Source organism: Actinomadura rubteroloni (assembly GCF_002911665.1).
Classification (GTDB): domain Bacteria; phylum Actinomycetota; class Actinomycetes; order Streptosporangiales; family Streptosporangiaceae; genus Spirillospora; species Spirillospora rubteroloni.
The window spans coordinates 2,281,121-2,298,465 of the sequence record NZ_MTBP01000001.1; the positions used below are offsets into that span (position 1 = coordinate 2,281,121).

Annotated in this window: 16 protein-coding genes; 8 read left to right on the top strand and 8 right to left on the bottom strand. The window is 73.2% G+C overall.

Annotated features, from left to right (window positions below):
• Positions 1-27 precede the first annotated feature (27 nt).
• The 8 genes from BTM25_RS10110 to BTM25_RS10145 all read left to right on the top strand — a co-directional run bounded on the left by BTM25_RS10110 (position 28) and on the right by BTM25_RS10145 (position 8,894).
• Positions 28-255: a 4Fe-4S dicluster domain-containing protein gene (locus BTM25_RS10110; RefSeq protein ID WP_103562418.1), complete on the top strand. Its 228-nt coding sequence runs from the start codon at positions 28-30 to the stop codon at positions 253-255.
• A gap of 11 nt (positions 256-266) precedes the next feature.
• On the top strand, positions 267-1,649 hold the full coding sequence (locus tag BTM25_RS10115) for an ABC transporter substrate-binding protein (protein WP_103562419.1): 1,383 nt from the start codon (positions 267-269) through the stop codon (positions 1,647-1,649).
• Positions 1,646-2,482 (top strand): ABC transporter permease, encoded by an 837-nt coding sequence (locus BTM25_RS10120; RefSeq protein ID WP_103562420.1) that lies wholly within the window; start codon positions 1,646-1,648, stop codon positions 2,480-2,482. Before BTM25_RS10115 ends, BTM25_RS10120 begins: the two co-directional genes overlap by 4 nt.
• On the top strand, positions 2,479-3,198 hold the full coding sequence (locus BTM25_RS10125) for an ABC transporter ATP-binding protein (RefSeq protein WP_103562421.1): 720 nt from the start codon (positions 2,479-2,481) through the stop codon (positions 3,196-3,198). The genes BTM25_RS10120 and BTM25_RS10125 overlap by 4 nt, the downstream gene beginning before the upstream one ends.
• Positions 3,198-5,873, top strand: a complete 2,676-nt coding sequence (locus BTM25_RS10130; protein WP_103562422.1) for a fumarate reductase/succinate dehydrogenase flavoprotein subunit — start codon at positions 3,198-3,200, stop codon at positions 5,871-5,873. Before BTM25_RS10125 ends, BTM25_RS10130 begins: the two co-directional genes overlap by 1 nt.
• Positions 5,874-5,931: 58 nt before the next feature.
• Positions 5,932-6,426 carry a beta-class carbonic anhydrase gene (locus BTM25_RS10135; RefSeq protein WP_103562423.1) on the top strand — a complete coding sequence of 165 codons (495 nt, stop codon included), beginning with the start codon at positions 5,932-5,934 and terminating at the stop codon, positions 6,424-6,426.
• A gap of 180 nt (positions 6,427-6,606) precedes the next feature.
• Positions 6,607-8,313, top strand: coding sequence for an MFS transporter (locus BTM25_RS10140; RefSeq protein ID WP_235828323.1), 1,707 nt, complete (start codon positions 6,607-6,609; stop codon positions 8,311-8,313).
• Positions 8,314-8,423: 110 nt separating this feature from the next.
• A complete protein-coding gene (locus BTM25_RS10145) occupies positions 8,424-8,894 on the top strand; it encodes a MarR family winged helix-turn-helix transcriptional regulator (protein ID WP_205648019.1) in 471 nt (156 codons plus the stop codon).
• A 19-nt stretch (positions 8,895-8,913) separates the two neighbouring features.
• Here BTM25_RS10145 and BTM25_RS10150 read toward each other — a convergent pair whose 3' ends face one another.
• The 8 genes from BTM25_RS10150 to BTM25_RS10180 form a co-directional block, all read right to left on the bottom strand.
• Positions 8,914-10,083: an acyl-CoA dehydrogenase family protein gene (locus BTM25_RS10150; protein WP_103562424.1), complete on the bottom strand. Its 1,170-nt coding sequence runs from the start codon at positions 10,081-10,083 to the stop codon at positions 8,914-8,916.
• A gap of 81 nt (positions 10,084-10,164) precedes the next feature.
• Positions 10,165-11,040 (bottom strand): TauD/TfdA dioxygenase family protein, encoded by an 876-nt coding sequence (locus tag BTM25_RS10155; protein WP_103562425.1) that lies wholly within the window; start codon positions 11,038-11,040, stop codon positions 10,165-10,167.
• A 14-nt stretch (positions 11,041-11,054) separates the two neighbouring features.
• Positions 11,055-11,828, bottom strand: coding sequence for an ABC transporter permease (locus tag BTM25_RS10160; RefSeq protein WP_103562426.1), 774 nt, complete (start codon positions 11,826-11,828; stop codon positions 11,055-11,057).
• The gene (locus BTM25_RS10165; protein ID WP_103562427.1) at positions 11,825-12,613 is read right to left on the bottom strand and encodes an ABC transporter ATP-binding protein; all 789 of its coding nucleotides are present in this window, start codon (positions 12,611-12,613) and stop codon (positions 11,825-11,827) included. The genes BTM25_RS10160 and BTM25_RS10165 overlap by 4 nt, the downstream gene beginning before the upstream one ends.
• Positions 12,610-13,623, bottom strand: coding sequence for an ABC transporter substrate-binding protein (locus BTM25_RS10170; protein ID WP_103562428.1), 1,014 nt, complete (start codon positions 13,621-13,623; stop codon positions 12,610-12,612). The genes BTM25_RS10165 and BTM25_RS10170 overlap by 4 nt, the downstream gene beginning before the upstream one ends.
• Before the next feature lie 90 nt (positions 13,624-13,713).
• Positions 13,714-13,791, bottom strand: coding sequence for a putative leader peptide (locus BTM25_RS30915; protein ID WP_407923379.1), 78 nt, complete (start codon positions 13,789-13,791; stop codon positions 13,714-13,716).
• A gap of 63 nt (positions 13,792-13,854) precedes the next feature.
• A complete protein-coding gene (locus BTM25_RS10175; RefSeq protein WP_103562429.1) occupies positions 13,855-15,627 on the bottom strand; it encodes a hypothetical protein in 1,773 nt (590 codons plus the stop codon).
• A 163-nt stretch (positions 15,628-15,790) separates the two neighbouring features.
• The gene (locus BTM25_RS10180) at positions 15,791-17,260 is read right to left on the bottom strand and encodes a CBS domain-containing protein (protein ID WP_146059018.1); all 1,470 of its coding nucleotides are present in this window, start codon (positions 17,258-17,260) and stop codon (positions 15,791-15,793) included.
• Between the last annotated feature and the right edge of the window lie 85 nt (positions 17,261-17,345).

Here is a 17,345-nt window from a genome sequence, read left to right on the forward strand (position 1 = left end):
CCCGAGAACCCGACTGGAGCCCGCGTCATGTCCCTGGCGGAGAACCGCGCCGACGTCCCCGTGACGGTGGACGAGTCCCTCTGCATCGACGGCTGCACGCTCTGCATCGACGTGTGCCCGCTCGACTCCCTCGCCCTGAACCCCGAGACCGGCAAGGCCCACATGTTCGTGGACGAGTGCTGGTACTGCGGCCCCTGCGCCGACCGCTGCCCGACGGGCGCGGTGACCGTCAACATCCCCTATCTGCTGCGCTGAGAGACCCCACGGTGAACCGATCCCTCACGATTATCGCCGCCGCGACGCTCGCGGCGGGCGGCTGCTCGGTCGCGGGCAACGCCGGAACCGGCGGCGCGACGACGGTCGTCGTCGGCTACCAGTCCAAGACCATCAACACGGTGACGGCGGGCACGCTGCTGCGCTCGCTCGGCTATTTCGAGAAGGCCCTCGGGACGAAGTACAAGGTCGTCTGGCAGGACTACGACACGGGCGCGCCGATCACCGCGCAGATGCTCGCCGGGAAGATCGACATCGGTTCGATGGGCGATTACCCGCTGCTCATCAACGGATCCCGCGCGCAGGCGCAGGGCGCGGACGCCCGCACCGAACTCGTCTCGGTGACGGGCTACAACCTGCGCGGCTCGCTGAACGGCGTCGTCGTGGACAAGAACGCCAAATACCGGACGATCGCCGACCTCAAGGGAAAGACCGTCTCGGCGAGCATCGGATCCGCGGGCCACGGGACGCTCGTCCAGGCGCTCAAGAAATACGCGGTCGGGGACGTGAAGACGGAGAACCAGCAGCCGTCCGTCGGCGCGTCGGCGCTGGAGAGCGGAAAGGCGGCGGCGCTGGCCCAGTTCGTCGCCTGGCCGGGCCTGCTGGTGAACCGGGGCCAGGCGCGATTGCTCTACGACGGCGGGGATCTGGACGTCCCGACGTTCCACGGCGTCGTCGTCCGGACGTCCTTCGCCGAGCAGCGCGGCGACGTCCTCCAGGCGTTCCTGAAAGCGCAGATCCAGGCCACCGACTACCTGCACCAACACCCGGTAGAGGCCGCCGAGAGCGTCGCGAAGAGCACCGGGCTTCCCGCCGAGACGGTCTATCTCTACAACGGCGCGGGCGGCCAGTCCACGTTCGACGTGACCGTCAAGAAGCAGCTCGGCGACGCGCTGCGCCATGACGTCCCGTTCCTCAAGTCGATCGGCGTCCTGCAGAACCCGGTGGACCTCGGCAAATTCATCGACGACCAGTACATCCGCCGCGCGTACGGCGCGAAATACGACCAGGACGCCGCCGCCACGGAGAACAAGGCCGCCATCACCGGCACCGACCAGGCGTGCAAAAAGCAGGTGGACGATCCCGCGAAGGCCGGCGAGATCTGGCTGGACGGCGAACACGCCACCCGCCCCGCAGCCGATCCGCAATGCCTGCTGAAGAACGTCAGGACGTTCCAGCAGAACGGCAAGAAGATCCGCGCCGTCTACGCCCAGGACGCCCTCACCGGCACCCGCTGGTTCGCCGACGCGATGGTCTGGCTGCACGACGGCGACCGTTATGTCCCGTTCGCCACGCGCCAGAACGCCGACCGCTACCGCGCCGCGCACCCGAACGCCACGGACGTCCCCTACGGAGAGGCGGTGCGGACGGCATGACCCTCGCCCTGGACGAACCCCGCACCGCCGCCAAGGAACGGCCCGCGCCGAAACCGAGGAGACGCGGAAGCCGCAGGCTCGTCCGCGCAGGCGCCCTCGTGGCCGCGCTCGCCGTCTGGCACCTGCTCACCGCCGCGCACGCGCGCCTCGGACTGCGCTTCGACCGCCTCCCCGGCCCGAGGGACGTCGCCCGCGAGTTCGGCCGCCAGCTCCAGACCGGCCAGTACTGGCAGGACGTCGCGCAGAGCCTCGTCCGGATCGTGTCGGGCTTCGCGCTCGCCGCCCTCCTCGGCGTGGCGCTCGGCGTCGCGGTCGCGCGGTCGCGCTGGGCGGACGACCTGCTCAGCCCGCTGCTGGAGGTCGTCCGGCCGATCCCGGCGATCGCGCTCGTGCCCGTCGCGATCCTGCTCTTCCCGCGCAACGAGCAGGGCATCGTGTTCATCACGTTCGTCGCGGCGTTCTTCCCGATCCTCGTCAGCACCCGGCACGCCGTCCGCGCGCTGCCGACGGTGTGGGCGGACGCCGTCCGGACGCTCGGCGGCGGCCGGGCCCGCGTGCTCCTGTCGGTCGTGCTGCCCGGCATCCTGCCCGGCGTGTTCGGCGGCCTGTCGGTCGGGATGGGCGTCGCGTGGATCTGCGTGGTGTCCGCCGAGATGATCTCCGGCGACTTCGGGGTCGGGTACCGGACGTGGCAGGCGTACACGATCGTCGACTACCCGGGCGTGCTGGTCGGGATGATCACGATCGGGGTGCTCGGACGCGTCACGTCCGGCGCCGTCGAGCTGGCGGGCCGGCGCGTCACGCGCTGGCTGCCGGGTGAGGAGGAGCGGTGACCCCGCTGTCCCTGCGCGCCGAGCGCGCGACCCTCGGCTACGGCGGCCACGCCGTCTGCGCCGGGCTGGACCTGGACGTGCGGGCGGGCGAGTTCCTGGTCGTCGCCGGGCCGTCGGGGTGCGGTAAGTCCACGCTGCTGCGCGCGTTCGCGGGCCTGCTGCGGCCGTCCGGCGGCGCCGTGACGGCGGGCGGGGAGACGATCACCGGCCCGTCGCCCGACCGCGCGCTCGTCTTCCAGGACGACGCGCTGCTGCCGTGGCGGTCCGCGCGCCGCAACGTCGAGCTGCCGCTGGCGATCCGGGGCGTCCCGCGCACCGCGCGCACCGCCGAGGCGGCCGAGTGGCTGGCCCGGGTGGGCCTCGCCGACGCCGTCCGCCGCCTGCCCCGCCAGCTCTCGGGCGGTATGCGCCAGCGCGTCCAGCTCGCCCGCGCGCTCGCCGGCCGTCCCCGCGCCCTGCTCATGGACGAGCCGTTCGGCGCGCTCGACGCCCAGACCCGCGCGGCCATGCAGCGGCTGCTGCTGGACGTGCTCGCCGACGCGCCCGCGACGGTCGTGTTCGTCACCCACGACGTCGACGAGGCGCTGCTGCTCGGCGACCGCGTCGTCGTCCTCGGCCGCCACGGCGTCGCACTGGACGCCGACGTCCCGCCCGCCCCGGACGCGTCGCTGCGCGGCCGGGTCCTCGCCGCGCTCTCCGGAGAGAAGGTCCACTGATGGAGATCCCGTCCCCGTCCACGCGGCGGGAGCTGCGCTGCGACGTCCTGGTCGTCGGCGGCGGCACCGCCGGGACGATGGCCGCGATCACCGCCGCCGAGCAGGGCGCGGACGTGCTGCTGCTGGAGAAGGCGCACGTCCGCCACTCGGGCGCGCTCGCGATGGGCATGGACGGCGTCAACAACGCCGTCATCCCCGGCAAGGCCACGCCCGAGGACTACGTCGCGGAGATCACCCGCGCCAACGACGGCATCGTGAACCAGCGGACCGTCCACCAGACCGCCACGCGCGGGTTCGCGATGGTGAAGCGGCTGGAGAAGTACGGCGTCAAGTTCGAGAAGGACGAGCACGGCGAGTACGCGGTGCGGCGCGTCCACCGGTCGGGGAGCTACGTGCTGCCGATGCCGGAGGGCAAGGACGTCAAGAAGGTGCTCTACCGCGTGCTGCGGCAGCGGACGATGCGCGAGCGCGTGACGATCGAGAACCGCGTCATGCCCGTCCGGATCCTGACGCACGCGGGGCGCGCGGTCGGCGCCGCCGGGTTCGACACGCGCACCGGCGAGTTCGTCACGGTCGCGGCGGGCGCGGTGATCCTCGCGACCGGCCCGTGCGGGCGCCTCGGCCTGCCCGCCAGCGGCTACCTCTACGGGACGTACGAGAACCCCGCCAACGCCGGAGACGGCTACGCGATGGCCTACCACGCGGGCGCCGAGCTGAGCGGCATCGAGTGCTTCCAGATCAACCCGCTCATCAAGGACTACAACGGCCCGGCCTGCGCGTACGTCGCGAACCCGTTCGGCGGCTACCAGGTCAACGCCGACGGCGAGCGGTTCGTGGACTGCGACTACTGGTCCGGGCAGATGATGGCCGAGGTCAAGCGGGAGATCGACTCGGCGCGCGGCCCGATCTACCTCAAGCTCAGCCACCTGCCCGACGAGACGCTGACGGCCCTCGAAGGCATCCTGCACACCACCGAGCGGCCGACGCGCGGCACCTTCCACGCCGGGCGCGGCCACGACTACCGGACGCACGACGTCGAGATGCACATCTCCGAGATCGGCCTGTGCGGCGGGCACTCGTCGTCGGGGGTGTGGGTGGACGAGAACGCGCGCACGACCGTCCCCGGCCTGTACGCGGCGGGCGACCTGGCGTGCGTCCCGCACAACTACATGATCGGCGCGTTCGTGTTCGGCGACCTTGCGGGCGCGCACGCCGCCGGGCACCACGCGTCCGGGCCGCTGGACGAGGAACAGATCGCCGCCGCGCACGAGCTGATCTACCGGCCGCTGCGCAATCCGGACGGCCCGCCGCAGCAGCAGGTCGAGTACAAGCTGCGCCGGTTCGTCAACGATTACGTCGCGCCCGCCAAGACGGCCCGGCGGCTGGAGCTGGCGATCGAGACGTTCGACCGCATGCGCGGCGAGATCGCGGCGATGGGCGCGCGGACCCCGCACGAGCTGATGCGCTGCGCGGAGGTCACGTTCATCCGCGACTGCGCGGAGATGGCCGCCCGCGCGTCCCTGACCCGGACCGAGAGCCGGTGGGGCCTCTACCACGACCGCGCCGACCTGCCCGAACGCGACGACGCAACCTGGTTCTACCACCTCAACCTGCGGCGGCGCGGCGACGGGGCGATGGAGTTCCTGAAGCGGCCCGTCGCGCCCTACCTGGTGGACGTGGACGGCATCGACGTCCCCGACCACGGCACCGAGCCCGTCCTGCTGGGGGCCGCCGCGCCGGTGGCCGCGTCCGCGCCCGTCCGGCGGACGGACCGGCCCGCGTCCGGCGTGACCCGCTCGCCCCGGATGCTGGAACTGCTGCGGCTCGCCGAGTCCGGGCCGTCCGCCGCCGACCTCGCGCCCTACCTCGCCGACTCCGACCCGAAGGTGCGGCGCGCGGCCGTCGCGACGGTCACCGAGGTCGTCCCGGACGGCACCGCCGCCGTCCTGGCCGGGGCGCTCGGCGACGCGCACGGCGCCGTCCGGCGCGCCGCCGCGACCGCGCTGCGCGAACTGGTGGAGGTGCTGCCCGCGTCGCCGGACGTGCGGGACGCGCTCGTCCCCGCGCTGACCTCCGCCGACGCCGTCGTCCGCGCCGCCGTGCTGGACGTCCTGCGCGCCCTCGGCCTCGGCGACCGCGCCGTCTTCCGCACGGCCCGCGCCGACGGCGATCACCGCGTGCGGCTCCAGGCGGTGCGCGGCCTCATCGCCCTGGACGACGCGGACGGCGTCGCCGGCGCCGCCGCCGACGCCAACCGCGAGGTGCGGATCCAGGTCGCGCACGGCCTCGGCACGATCGGCGACCCGTCCGCCGCCGGGACGGCCGGGACCCTCGCCGCCGACGCCGACCCGCTCGTCCGCGCCGCCGCGCTGGCGGCGTTCGCGGGCCTGGGCTGCCCGCCGCCCCTGGACGCGACGGCCGTCGCGGCGCTGCACGACGAGTCCTGGGAGGTCCGCGTCGGCGCGGCCCGCGGCCTGGCCGCCGCACCACCGGACACCGCCGCCGCACCGCTGATCAAGACCTTGGACGACCCGCACGCCGACGTCCGCAAGGCCGCCGTCCTTTCCCTGACCGCGTGGGCGGGCCGTCCGGACGTGGCGGAAGCGCTCCGCACGGCGCACGACGACACCGACGCCGACGTCCGCGCCCACTCCCGCCACGCTCTAGCCTATTAATCCGACTGGTTTTACAGGATTATGGAGGCGTCACCGGACGACTACGCGAAGGAGCGCCATGAGCGTCACGGACGAACTGCTGGCCAACGCCGAGCGGTACGCGGCGGGCTTCGACAAGGGCGACCTGCCCCTGCCGCCCGCCAAGCAGGTGGCCGTCGTCGCCTGCATGGACGCGCGCCTCAACCCCTACGGCGTGCTCGGCCTCGCCGAGGGCGACGCGCACGTCATCCGCAACGCGGGCGGCGTGGTCACCCCGGACGAGCGGCGCAGCCTGGCCATCAGCCAGCGCCTGCTCGGCACCCGCGAGATCATCCTCATCCACCACACCGACTGCGGGATGCTCACCTTCACCGACGAGGAGTTCCGGACGGCCGTCCAGCAGGACACCGGCGTCCGCCCCGACTGGTCGGCGGAGGCCTTCACGGACCTGGAGGACGACGTCCGCCAGTCGATCGCCCGCATCCAGGCCGACCCGTCCATCCCGCACAAGGACGCCGTGCGCGGCTTCGTCTACGAAGTGGAGACGGGCCGCCTCCGCGAAGTGAAGCGCTGACGCGCGGCGAACGACGCGAGCAGCGGCGGGCGCGAGCCCGAGGCCCCGCGGGGCCGGGGCGCCCGCCGCCATCGTGCGGCGGCGGCGCGGGCGTGGCCGGAACGGGACGGCGACGTTCCGGGCATCCAGGACTTATAGTTTGCTTAGTACAAGCAAATAAATCCCCCGAAGGATGCCCCTGTGCCCTCGAAGCACTACCACTGGGTCGCGCTGAGCAACACGACGCTCGGCATGCTCCTGGCGACCGTCAACTCCTCGATCGTGATCATCTCCCTGCCCGCCATCTTCCGCGGGATCCACCTCGACCCGCTCAAGCCGGGCAACGTCAGCTACCTGCTGTGGATCCTGATGGGCTACATGCTCGTCTCGGCAGTCCTCGTCGTGACGCTCGGCCGCCTCGGCGACCTGTTCGGCCGCGTGCGCATGTACAACGCGGGGTTCGCGGTGTTCACGGTCGGGACGCTCGTCCTCGCGTTCGACCCGTTCCAGGGCGGCGCGGGAGCGCTCTGGCTGATCGGCTGGCGGGTGTTCCAGGGCATCGGCGGCGCGATGCTGATGGCCAACTCCGCCGCGATCCTCACCGACGCGTTCCCCGCCCACCGCCGGGGCATGGCGATGGGCGTCAACCAGGTCGCGGGCATCGCGGGCAGCTTCATCGGGCTCGTCGCGGGCGGCCTGCTCAGCGAGATCGACTGGCGGCTGGTCTTCTTCGTCTCCGCGCCGATCGGGGTCGCCGGGACGGTCTGGGGCTACTTCTCCCTGCGCGACACCGGCCGCCGCAACCCCGGCGCGAAGATCGACTGGCTCGGCAACGTCACGTTCGCCGTCGGCCTCACCGCGCTGCTCGCCGCGATCACCTACGGCATCCAGCCCTACGCCGGGCACGACATGGGCTGGACGAACCCGTGGGTGCTCTCCGGGATCATCGGCGGCGTGGCCGTGCTCGCCGCGTTCTGCGTCATCGAGACCCGGGTCGAGAGCCCGATGTTCCACCTCGACCTGTTCCGCATCCGCGCGTTCGCGGCCGGGAACTCCGCCGGGCTGCTCACCGCGATCTCGCGCGGCGGCATGCAGTTCATGCTGATCATCTGGCTCCAGGGCATCTGGCTCCCGCTGCGCGGCTACGCCTACGAGGACACGCCGCTGTGGGCGGGCATCTACCTGCTGCCGCTGACGGTCGGGTTCCTCGCCGCCGGGCCGCTGTCGGGGACGCTGTCGGACCGGTACGGCGCGCGGATCTTCTCCACCGGCGGCCTGGCCGTCGCGGCGCTGTCCCTGCTCGGCCTGCTGCTGATCCCGACCGACTTCCCCTACTGGGCGTTCGCCGGGCTGATCTTCCTGAACGGCGCCGGGACGGGCCTGTTCGCGGCCCCCAACTCCGCGGCGATCATGAACTCCGTCCCGGCGAACCAGCGCGGCGTGGCGTCCGGCATGGCCGCGACGTTCACCAACGCCGGCATGGTCCTGTCCATCGGCGTGTTCTTCTCCCTGATGATCGCCGGGCTGGCCGACACGCTCCCGCGCACGCTGACGGCGGGCCTGACCGCGCACGGCGTGCCGTCCGGCGTCGCCACCGAGATCGGGAACCTGCCGCCCGTCGGGACGCTGTTCGCCGCGTTCCTCGGCTACAACCCGGTCGAGAGCCTGCTCGCGCCGTCCGGGACGCTCGCGACGCTCAGCCCGGCGGACCGTTCCGAACTCACCGGGCACAGCTACTTCCCGAGCCTGATCTCCGACCCGTTCCACCACGGCCTGGTGATCGTGTTCGGGCTGGCGATCGGGATCACGCTGCTCGCGGGCGTGGCGTCGGTGCTGCGCGGCGGACGGTACGTTCACGACGAGAGGGAGCCCGAGCCGCGCGGGAAGGTCGCCGTCGGTGAAGCGTGACGCTCTCCGGGAGTGTTTGCACGCGTTCGCGCGTTATTTTCGTGGCAGGCGTTGACCGCGCCGCCCGTTCCCCGGTGCACGCGGGTGCCCCCACGTTCCAAGGAGTCCCGTTGAACGCAGTCGCGACGGACGGCCGCACGCCCGGCACGACGCCGGACGTGGCGCCCGCCGACCTCGAACTGTCCGACCGGCTGCGCAACGCGCTCGGCCGCCTGCACCGCCGTGCGCGCCGCCACACCCCGCAGGCGCTGACGGTGGGCCAGGTGTCGACGCTCGCGGCCGTCGAGTCCATCGGGCCCGTCCGGCTGGTGGACCTGGCCGATCACGAGGGCGTCCGCGCGCCGACCCAGAGCCGCGTGGTGGCGACGCTGGAGGACATGAGCCTGCTGGCGCGCACGGCCGACCCCGCCGACCGCCGCGCCTGCCTGCTGACGATCACCGACGAGGGCCGCGCCTGGCTGGACCGCCTGCGCGCCGACCGGACGGCCTTCTACGCGACGCGCATCGCGGCTCTGCCGCCCGAGCAGCGGGCGGCGCTGGCCGCCGCGCTGCCGGCCCTGGAGGCCCTGGCCGCCCCCTGAGACGGCCAGGACCCCCGGGTCATCGCTCCCCGGCCGCGAGCAGGCCGAGGACGGATTTGCCGACCAACTCGTGGACGGTCGCGGAGTTCGCCGGATGGAACGTCCCGGCCAGGACGTCCCGGTACAGGCGCGACAGTTCGCCCGTCCGCAGGGCGCCCGCGCCGGCGGCCTTGACGGCGTGGTCCACGACGCGCTTGGCGGACTCGGTGGCGTGGTACTTGACGGCGACGAGCTTCACCGGCCAGTCGTCGCCGTGGTCGACGCCCGCCGCCCAGTCGTCGGCGACGCGCTCGATGTGCGCGAGGACGCCCTCCAGCTCGACCGTCGCCTCCGCGACCGACCACTGCACGTACGGGTCGTGCGCGACCGGACGGCCGAGCTTCACCGACGGCCGCCGCTTCGCCGACGCGACCGCGAGGTCCAGGGCGCGCCGCGCGAGCCCGTAGTAGACGCTCGCGAACAGCACCTCCGCCCACGCGAAGATCGACGCGACGAACGGGTCGCCGGTGGGTCCGGCGGCGAGCACGCGCGCGACCCGTCCGGCGGGCACCGGGACGTCCGCGAGGTGCGTGTCGTCGCTGCGCGTCGCGCGCTGCCCCACGGTGTCCCAGGTGTCCTCGATCCGGACGCCGGGCGCGTCCCGGTCCACGAACGCGTGGACGATCTTCGGGTGCTCGGGGTCGGAGTCGTCCAGGGCGTGCACGCCGAGCCGCGTCCAGACGGGCGACAGCGACGTGAACGTCTTGTGCCCGGTGACGCGGTAGCCGCCGTCGCCGTGCGGGACGGCGACCGTCCGCGCGTACTCCAGGTCGCGGTCGTTGCCGGGCTCGCCGTGCCCGGCCGCGAACACCTCGCCGGCGGCGGCCTCGCGCAGCAGCCAGTCCAGCGAGTCGTCGCCCGCGCGGTGCAGGTCGGCGGCGACGCCCGTCCAGTACAGGTGCATGCCGGTGGCGAGGGCGGTCGCGGGCGCGTGGTAGGCGAGGCGGCGCTGCGCGGCGGCGACCTCGGGCAGGCCGAGGCCGGCGCCGCCGAACGCGGGCGGCAGCGCGACGGTGAGGTACCCGGCGGCGCGCAGGTCCGCGAAGTCCTCGTGGAAGAAGGCGTTCTCGCGGTCGTAGCGGTCGGCGCGGCCCGCGAACGCGGCCAGCAGGTCGTCGGGCAGGACGGGGTCCTCGTGCGTGACGGTCATGCGCGGCTCTCCACAGGGAAGGCGACCGCCGCGTCCCCGGAGGAGGCCGAGGGAGGAGGGGACGCGGCGGCCGGGCTCGGATCAGGCGGCCGGCGTGTAGTGCGCGGCGTCGTCGCCCTCGACGATGCGGCTGCGCTCGCCGGTCACCCCGGCGGGCACGTCGCCCGCCACGGTGACGCGGTGCAGGACGCGCGGCAGGTCGCCGTAGTCGTCCGGCGCGTAGTGCTGGGTGACGCGGTTGTCGAACACGACGACGTCGCCCGGGTTCCAGACGACGCGCAGCAGGTTCTCCGGACGCGTCACGTAGCTCTGCAGGATGCGCAGGATGTCGCGCGACTCGCCGGCGGACAGGTCCACGATCCGTTCGGCGAACCCGCCGATGAACAGGCCGCGCTCACCCGTCTCCGGGTGGACGCGCACCACCGGATGCGCGGTCTTGTAGCGCTTGGACGTGAACGTGCGCCGGTACGAATCGGCCGCGTCCCCGTCGCCGCGCGGAAGGATGTAGTCGTGGGCGTTGCTGTGGACGGCCCACAACCGATCGGCGAACTCCCGCAGCGGCTCGGGCAGGTCCCGGTACGCGGCGGCGGCGTTGGCGATCAGCGTGTTGCCCCCGTAGGGCGGGACGACGAGCGCACGCAGCGTGCTCACCGCCGGGGGCGTCCGGATGAACGTCACGTCGGTGTGCCAGTGGTTGGAGCGGATGCCCTCCTCGGCGTCCACCGGGAGGATGTCGGGACGGTCGTCCACGGGCGGCAGCGTCGGGTGCGCCCGCGTCAGGTCGCCGAACCGGGACGCGAAGCGGATCTGCCCGTCCTCGTCCAGGCCCGCGTCGCGGAACACGAGCGCCTTGTGCTCCAGCAGCAGCCCGTTCAGCTCGTCGTACGGCACGGCATTGGGGTCGGCGCCGGTGATCTCGGCGCCGATGCGCCCGCCGATGCGGCGGATCTCGGTCATGGTCCTGGCCCTTCCTAACGGCGGACGGTGGGGTCGGCGAGCCGCAGCAGCAGGCGCAGCAGCCCGTCGAAGAGGAGGCCGAGCACGGCGATCCACGCGATCCCGGCGAAGATCAGCGGGGTCTGGAGGTAGTTGCCGGCCTGGAGGATGAGGAAGCCGACGCCGCCGGTCGCGGCGATCATCTCGGCGGCGATGATGCTGGTCCACGCGCCGCCCATCGCGATGCGCAGGCCGGTGATGACGCCGGGCACGGCCGCGCGCAGCCGGACGTGGACCATCGTGCGCAGCGGGGACGCGCCGAGGCTGCGGCTGGCGTGCAGCAGCCCGTCGGGCACCGCGTCGAGCGCGCCGAGCGTCGCGATCGTGACGATCGGCAGCACCCCGAAGAAGATCAGCGCGATCTTGGACGTCTCGCCGATCCCGAACCACACGACGAGCAGCGGGATGAACGCGATCGGCGGCAGCGGGCGCAGGACGCCGATCAGCGGGTCGGCCAGTTCCCGGACGATCCGGATCCCGGCCATCGCCGCGCCGAGCGCCAGGCCCGCCGCCGTCCCGAGGACGAACCCGGCGACGATGCGGCCGGTGCTGATCAGCGCGTCCTCGACCAGCGTCTTGCCCTGCACCTCGGGATAGGTGCGCGTCAAGTACTTCAGCAGGGTGTGGACGGTCTCGGTGACGGTCGGCAGCGTCACGCTGTCGCCGATGGCGAGCGCGGCCAGTTCCCACACGCCGAGCGCGAGGGCGAGGGCCGCCGCGCCGGTGCCGATCCTGCGGACGTCCGTCACCGCTCCAGCACCTCCCGGATCCGCCGCTTGGCCTGCACGAACGCGAGCGTCTCGGTGTCGTCGTAGCTGCGCGGACGCGGCAGGTCGACGTCGAGGATCTCCTCGGTCCCGCCGGGCGGCGCCGACAGCACGCACACCCGGTCGCCGAGCAGCGCGGCCTCCTCGACGTCGTGCGTGACGAACACGATGGTCGTCCGGTGCCGCTGCCACAGGTCGAGCAGGAACCGCTGCATCGCGGCGCGGGTGATCGCGTCGAGCGCGCCGAACGGCTCGTCCATGAGCAGCACGCCCGGCCGGTTGATCAGCACCCGGGCGAACGCGGCGCGGTGCCGCATCCCGCCCGACAACTCGTGCGGGTAGGCGTCGCGGGCGTCGCCGAGCCCGACCGTCTCCAGCAGTTCGGCGGCCTCGGCGCGCACCTCGGCGGTGAGCGCGCCGCGCGCCTTCGGCCCGTACAGGACGTTCTGCCAGGTCGTCAGCCACGGGAACAGCATCGGCGTCTGGAACAGCACGCCCCGGTCGTGGCCCGGCCCGGTCACCGGACGCCCCCCGACGGCGACCTCGCCGGAGTCGGCCGGGACGAACCCGGCGAGGATGTTGAGCAGCGTGGACTTCCCGCAACCTGACGGCCCGAGCAGGCACAGGAACTCGCCGGGCGCGACGTCGAGGCTGACGCCGTCCAGCGCGGGACGGCCCGCGCGCCGCCGCCGGTGGAAGGTCTTGCGGACGTCGCGCAGCCGCACCCCGGTGGGCCGCGCGACGTCCGGCAGCGTCACCGCGCTCACTTGCAGCCGCCGCGCTGCGCTTTCGCCCAGAAGCCCGGGTCGATGTGGGCGGCGATCTCGGCGTCGGACGGGACGGCCTTCGCGCGTCCCTGCGTCACCAGGAACTCGGCCGTGAGCTTGAAGTTCTTGGCGAGCCTGCCGGTGGCGGACGTCCCGTCCGGCCCCTGGAGCCACGCGGTCTCCTCGGCCTTCGGGACGTAGGGGTAGTCCTTCGTCGCCGGGATCGCGTCCGCGGGCTTGACGCCGAGGTACTTGGTCGCGGCGGTGATGTAGGTGTCGGCCTGCGGCCCCTTGACGACCTCCTGCGCCCGGGAGACCTGGCAGACGAGCTGCTGCACGATGTCGGGGTTCTTCTTCGCGTACGCGCTGGTCACCGCGAGCGAGTTGACGGCCGCGTACCCGAGCTTCGCGATGTCGGCGGCGGAGACGAGCACGTTCGCGCCGTGCTTCTTCAGGTCGAGCAGGAACGCCTGGCTGATGTAGACGGCGTCGATCTTCCCGGCCTTCCAGGCGGCGGCCTCGGCGGCCTCGCTGGCGAAGCTCGCGACCTGCACCTTCCCGGCGAGGTTCTGCGACTTCAGCCAGCCGCGCAACTGGAAGTCGAGCGTGGACCCGACGAGGACGCCGACCTTCTTCAGCTCGGCGGGCGCCTTGACCTCGGCGTTCACGGCGAGGCCGGACTCGTCCAGGCTCTCCACGAACACGACCTGGATGTCGGTGCCGCTGGCGAACGCGCCGACGACCGGGGGGTTGCCGACCGCCGAGACGGCCGGGAACGCCCCGGCGCGGAGCTGCGCGAGCCCGGCGACGCCGCTGTCGATCGGCCGCAGCTCGATCTTCGCCGGGACCTTCTTCGCCAGGTCGGCGTTGCCGGCGACGACGGCGTCCGGCCCGGCGACCGCGCCCTGGAAGTAACCGATCTTCAGGGTGCCGCCGCCCGCGCGGTCGCAGCCGGCGAGGCCGAGCGCGAGCAGCGGGGCCACGGCGGCGGCGAGGGTCTTTCTGAGCATGGGTCCGAGGGCTCCTTGGGCAGGCTCCGGCCCGCGGTCGCCGTCGGGCGCCGCGCCGGGCCGGGGGGTGGGGAGGACGTGCGGGGACGGTCAGACGTGACAGCCCGCGGCGGTGACACGCCGGAGATCGACGTGCCGCCGCCGGACGAGGATCAGCCGAACGCGCATGACCGTATGAGACCACGTGTCAGCACGGTTAGGCAACTATTCCTACCGATTTGGTTCCAAACCTCAGTTGGTCCGGGACGTGGGCAGGTGGGGGCCGATGTGCCCGACGTACACGCGGCCGGTCGGCCCGCAGGTGTCGTCGTAGAAGTGCAGCCGGGGCGCCGGGGGACGCGGGCCGTCGATCTTGATGTGCGCGGCGAAGAACGCGCGGCCGGTCGGGTGCGTCTCGGGGCGGACCGTGAACATCCGCGCGTTCCGGTACCGGGGATCGGCGTTCACATTCTCCGACTCGCCGAGCGCCACGATGTTCGCGCTGATCAGCGCGCCGGGACGGCCCGCCCGGATGAACGCGTGGACGTCCGCCAGATGCGGGACGGGCTCGCGCCGGTCCGCCGTGTGCGCCTCCCGGCGGGCCCGCGCGTAGGCGTCCAGGGTGGCGAGCGCGTCCCACGTCCGGCGCCGCCAGACCTGCGCCTTCGGGTAGGCGTCCAGGGCGGTCGTGCCGGCCGGGTCCAGGTCGTCCAGGAGCAGCAGCGGGAACCTTGTGGCCGCCGCCGTCAGCAGCGCGCCGAAATCGGCGGGGACCTCCTCGGCGGGGGCGCGCGACCGCGCGGGCCGGGCGCTCGGCCGGGCGGCGGACTCCGCGCGGGCCAGCCGGATCGCCAGCAGCCCCCGCTCGCGGACGGCCACGTCGCGCTCCTCCTCGGCGATCTCCAGCGCCTGCGCGTAGACGTCCCGGTCGGTCAGCGCCTCGGCGAGCTGCCGTTCCAGCGCGGGGTCGTCCAGCCGGGCGCGGGCCTCGTCCAGGTCGGCGGCGAGCCGGTCGGCGCGGGTCGCGGCGGCCTCCCGGCGGCACTCGGCCCGCTGGAGCGCCTGCCGCGTCGCGGTCTGCCGCTCGCGGGCGCGGGCCAGGTCGTCCTCCAGCCGCCGGACGCGCTCGCGCAGCCGGGCCAGGTCGCCGCCGGCCGGGTCGTCGCCGCCGGGCGGCCGGGGGAGCAGCGCGACGGTCGCCGCCGCCAGCCCCGCCGGGGCCGTCGCGGCCCGCGCCGTCAGCGCCTCGTCCACCAGCCGCTGGTAGGTCGCCGACCGGCTCGCGTGGCTGGTGCCGAGCCGGTGCTCGCTCATCGACGGGTCGCACGGCGCGGGAAAATAACGCGCGCCGCACGCCGGGATCGGCTGGCGGGGGAGCCGCCGGTTGAGCGCGTCCCGGCCCTCCTCGGTGATCAGCGCCATCGCGACGACGCCCGGGAACAGGCCGTAGGACGCCGAGCGCGGCGACTCGGTGCCGATGCTGACGACGAACAGCCCGACCGTCCGCGCCGGGTCGGCGATGATCCGCAGCGGCTCCTCGATCTCGTCCGGCTCGTCGTCGTGCTCGGGCGACCACAGCTCCGCCTCGTCCAGGCACAGCACGCCGGACGGGTCCCGGAAGTCCGCCCCGTGGATCCCGAGCATCCGGCACGGCGAGGTGACGTCGTACCACCACCCGTGCTCGCAGTCGGCCGCGACGGCCCACTCGCACGTCCGCTCGGCGTCCTGGCGCAACATGACGGCGGCGTGCACGTGCCCGGCCCGCGGATCGTCCCACCGGACGGTGGTCCGCGCCTCCAGCCCGCCCGTCCCCGCGGGCGCGAACTCCCACCCCGCGAGTTCGAGCTTCTCCTCCTCGGCGACCCGGGCGATGTCGGCGGCGAAGCGGCGGACCGGCTGCCGCCCGGCGACGGTCGCGTCCCCGCGCATCCACACGCGCAGGACCGGGGGCGCACCGTCGCGCCCGCCGTGCCGCACCGCGCGCGTCGCACCGCGCGGCGGGGTGACGATGGGACGCGTGTCCATGCACGGACCGTATCCGCCCACCAGAACACCTGTCCCCGAAACCGTCATCCTGCCCGCCGCCCGCCCGCTTTCGCGCGCCCAAGAAGCACACAATCCACACGAGACCGAAAAAGCACCAAAAACTACATCGCTTCTCCCGGCCCGCCGCCGCGCGGCGGCGGTCTCAGGACGTCGGATCGAGCGTGCGGAGCAGCGCGAGGAAGCCGGTGAGGTGCCCGAGCTGCTCGGCCGTGAGCGGGTCGGGGCTGAAATGCATCGTCTCGTTGCGGATGGCCTTGACCGAATTCAGCAGGTCGAAAAAGAGGCGCCGGTCCACATTCCAGTCGAGCAATTTCCAGTTCTCGTCGTCGTCCAGCAGAGAACGGTAATTGCCCAACGTGAGGACGGCGGCGGACTGGGCGTCGTCCCGGCTCCAACGCGGCGCACGCTTGCGGATCTCGGCGAGCGGAATCCTCTCGTCCACCCGCCGCCGCAACCGCCGCTCGGCCTCCTCGATGAGGACGAACGGCCGGGCCAGCTCGCCGAACTGCCGGGTCAGGTCCGCCGTGCTGACGATTCCGCTGACGCTCCGCTTGTCGGCGCTCCGGACGAACACGAACCCCCGGGCGTAGATCTGCTCGATCTGGTCGAGCAGCGGCTCGTCCTGGTCGACGAGCGGGACGGAGACGGTGGCCTGGTCGAGCCCGGGATCCGGATCGGACATGCGGGCCCGGCCGATCGACTCCCAGCTCACCGCGCCGTGGAACGTCCCGTCCTCCGCGATGACCGCGAGCTGTGAATACCCCAGGGCGACCATTGTGGTGACGACGTTCTGCAACGGCTGCCCGGGAGCGACGGACATGACGCCCCGGCCCGCCGCCTCCAGGTCCCCGATGCGCAGGGTGAGCGGCGGCAGGTCGGCGACGTCGCGCGTGTCCTCGGCGGCCTGCGCGCCGGTGTCGGCCTGCCCGGCGGCGGGTTCCTCCCCGAGCGGGACGAGCTGGATCGTGCTGCCGATCCATCCCTCGGTGAACGGCGGACGGGTCGTCAGGCCCTTGTCGGCGAGATCGGCTTCGATGCGCTCGACCGTGTCCTGGGTGCGGCGCACGGCGTCCCAGAGCGAGAGGAACGCGCGAATGGTGATCTGGACCGGACGCGCGGGGTCGCGTTCGGCGGCTTTGGCCAGCAGCTCGGACCGGGACGACGACTCGAACGCGTCCGCGTCGTCATCGCGCAGCGGCCCGGGATCGGTCCCGTGCTCGGCGAGATGCGCGACGCGAACGTCGGCGTCGGCCCGGTGGAGTCCGCACACGGTCAGCAGGGAGCCCATGCTGTCGAGGAGGTCCTGCTTGATGGCGTCCCGGGGAATGTCCGTGCGCAGCCACTGGACCGGCCGCACATGCCGGAACCCTTCGGGGGCGTCGGCGCGGTACTCGTAAGGTCCGGTGACCCGTCCGATCGCGACCGTTCCCCGCGACTTGACGGGCATGACGACATGGTCGCCGACTTCGATGACCGCGCGGAAACGCCAGAGCTGGCCCGTCCAGTTCGCGATGCGCGCCTTTCCACCGCCCGGATAAGCCTGCGCGATGAGCGCGCGGAGTTCTTCTTTCGTCGTGGCCCGGCCCATGTCACCGAGTTCGTTCCAGCCCATGATGGCCGGCCCGTCGGCGACCGCGGCCCCCGCGTGCGGTGGGGGGTGGAAACGGTGAAGGGCGAACGCTGTGCGTTCGCCCTTG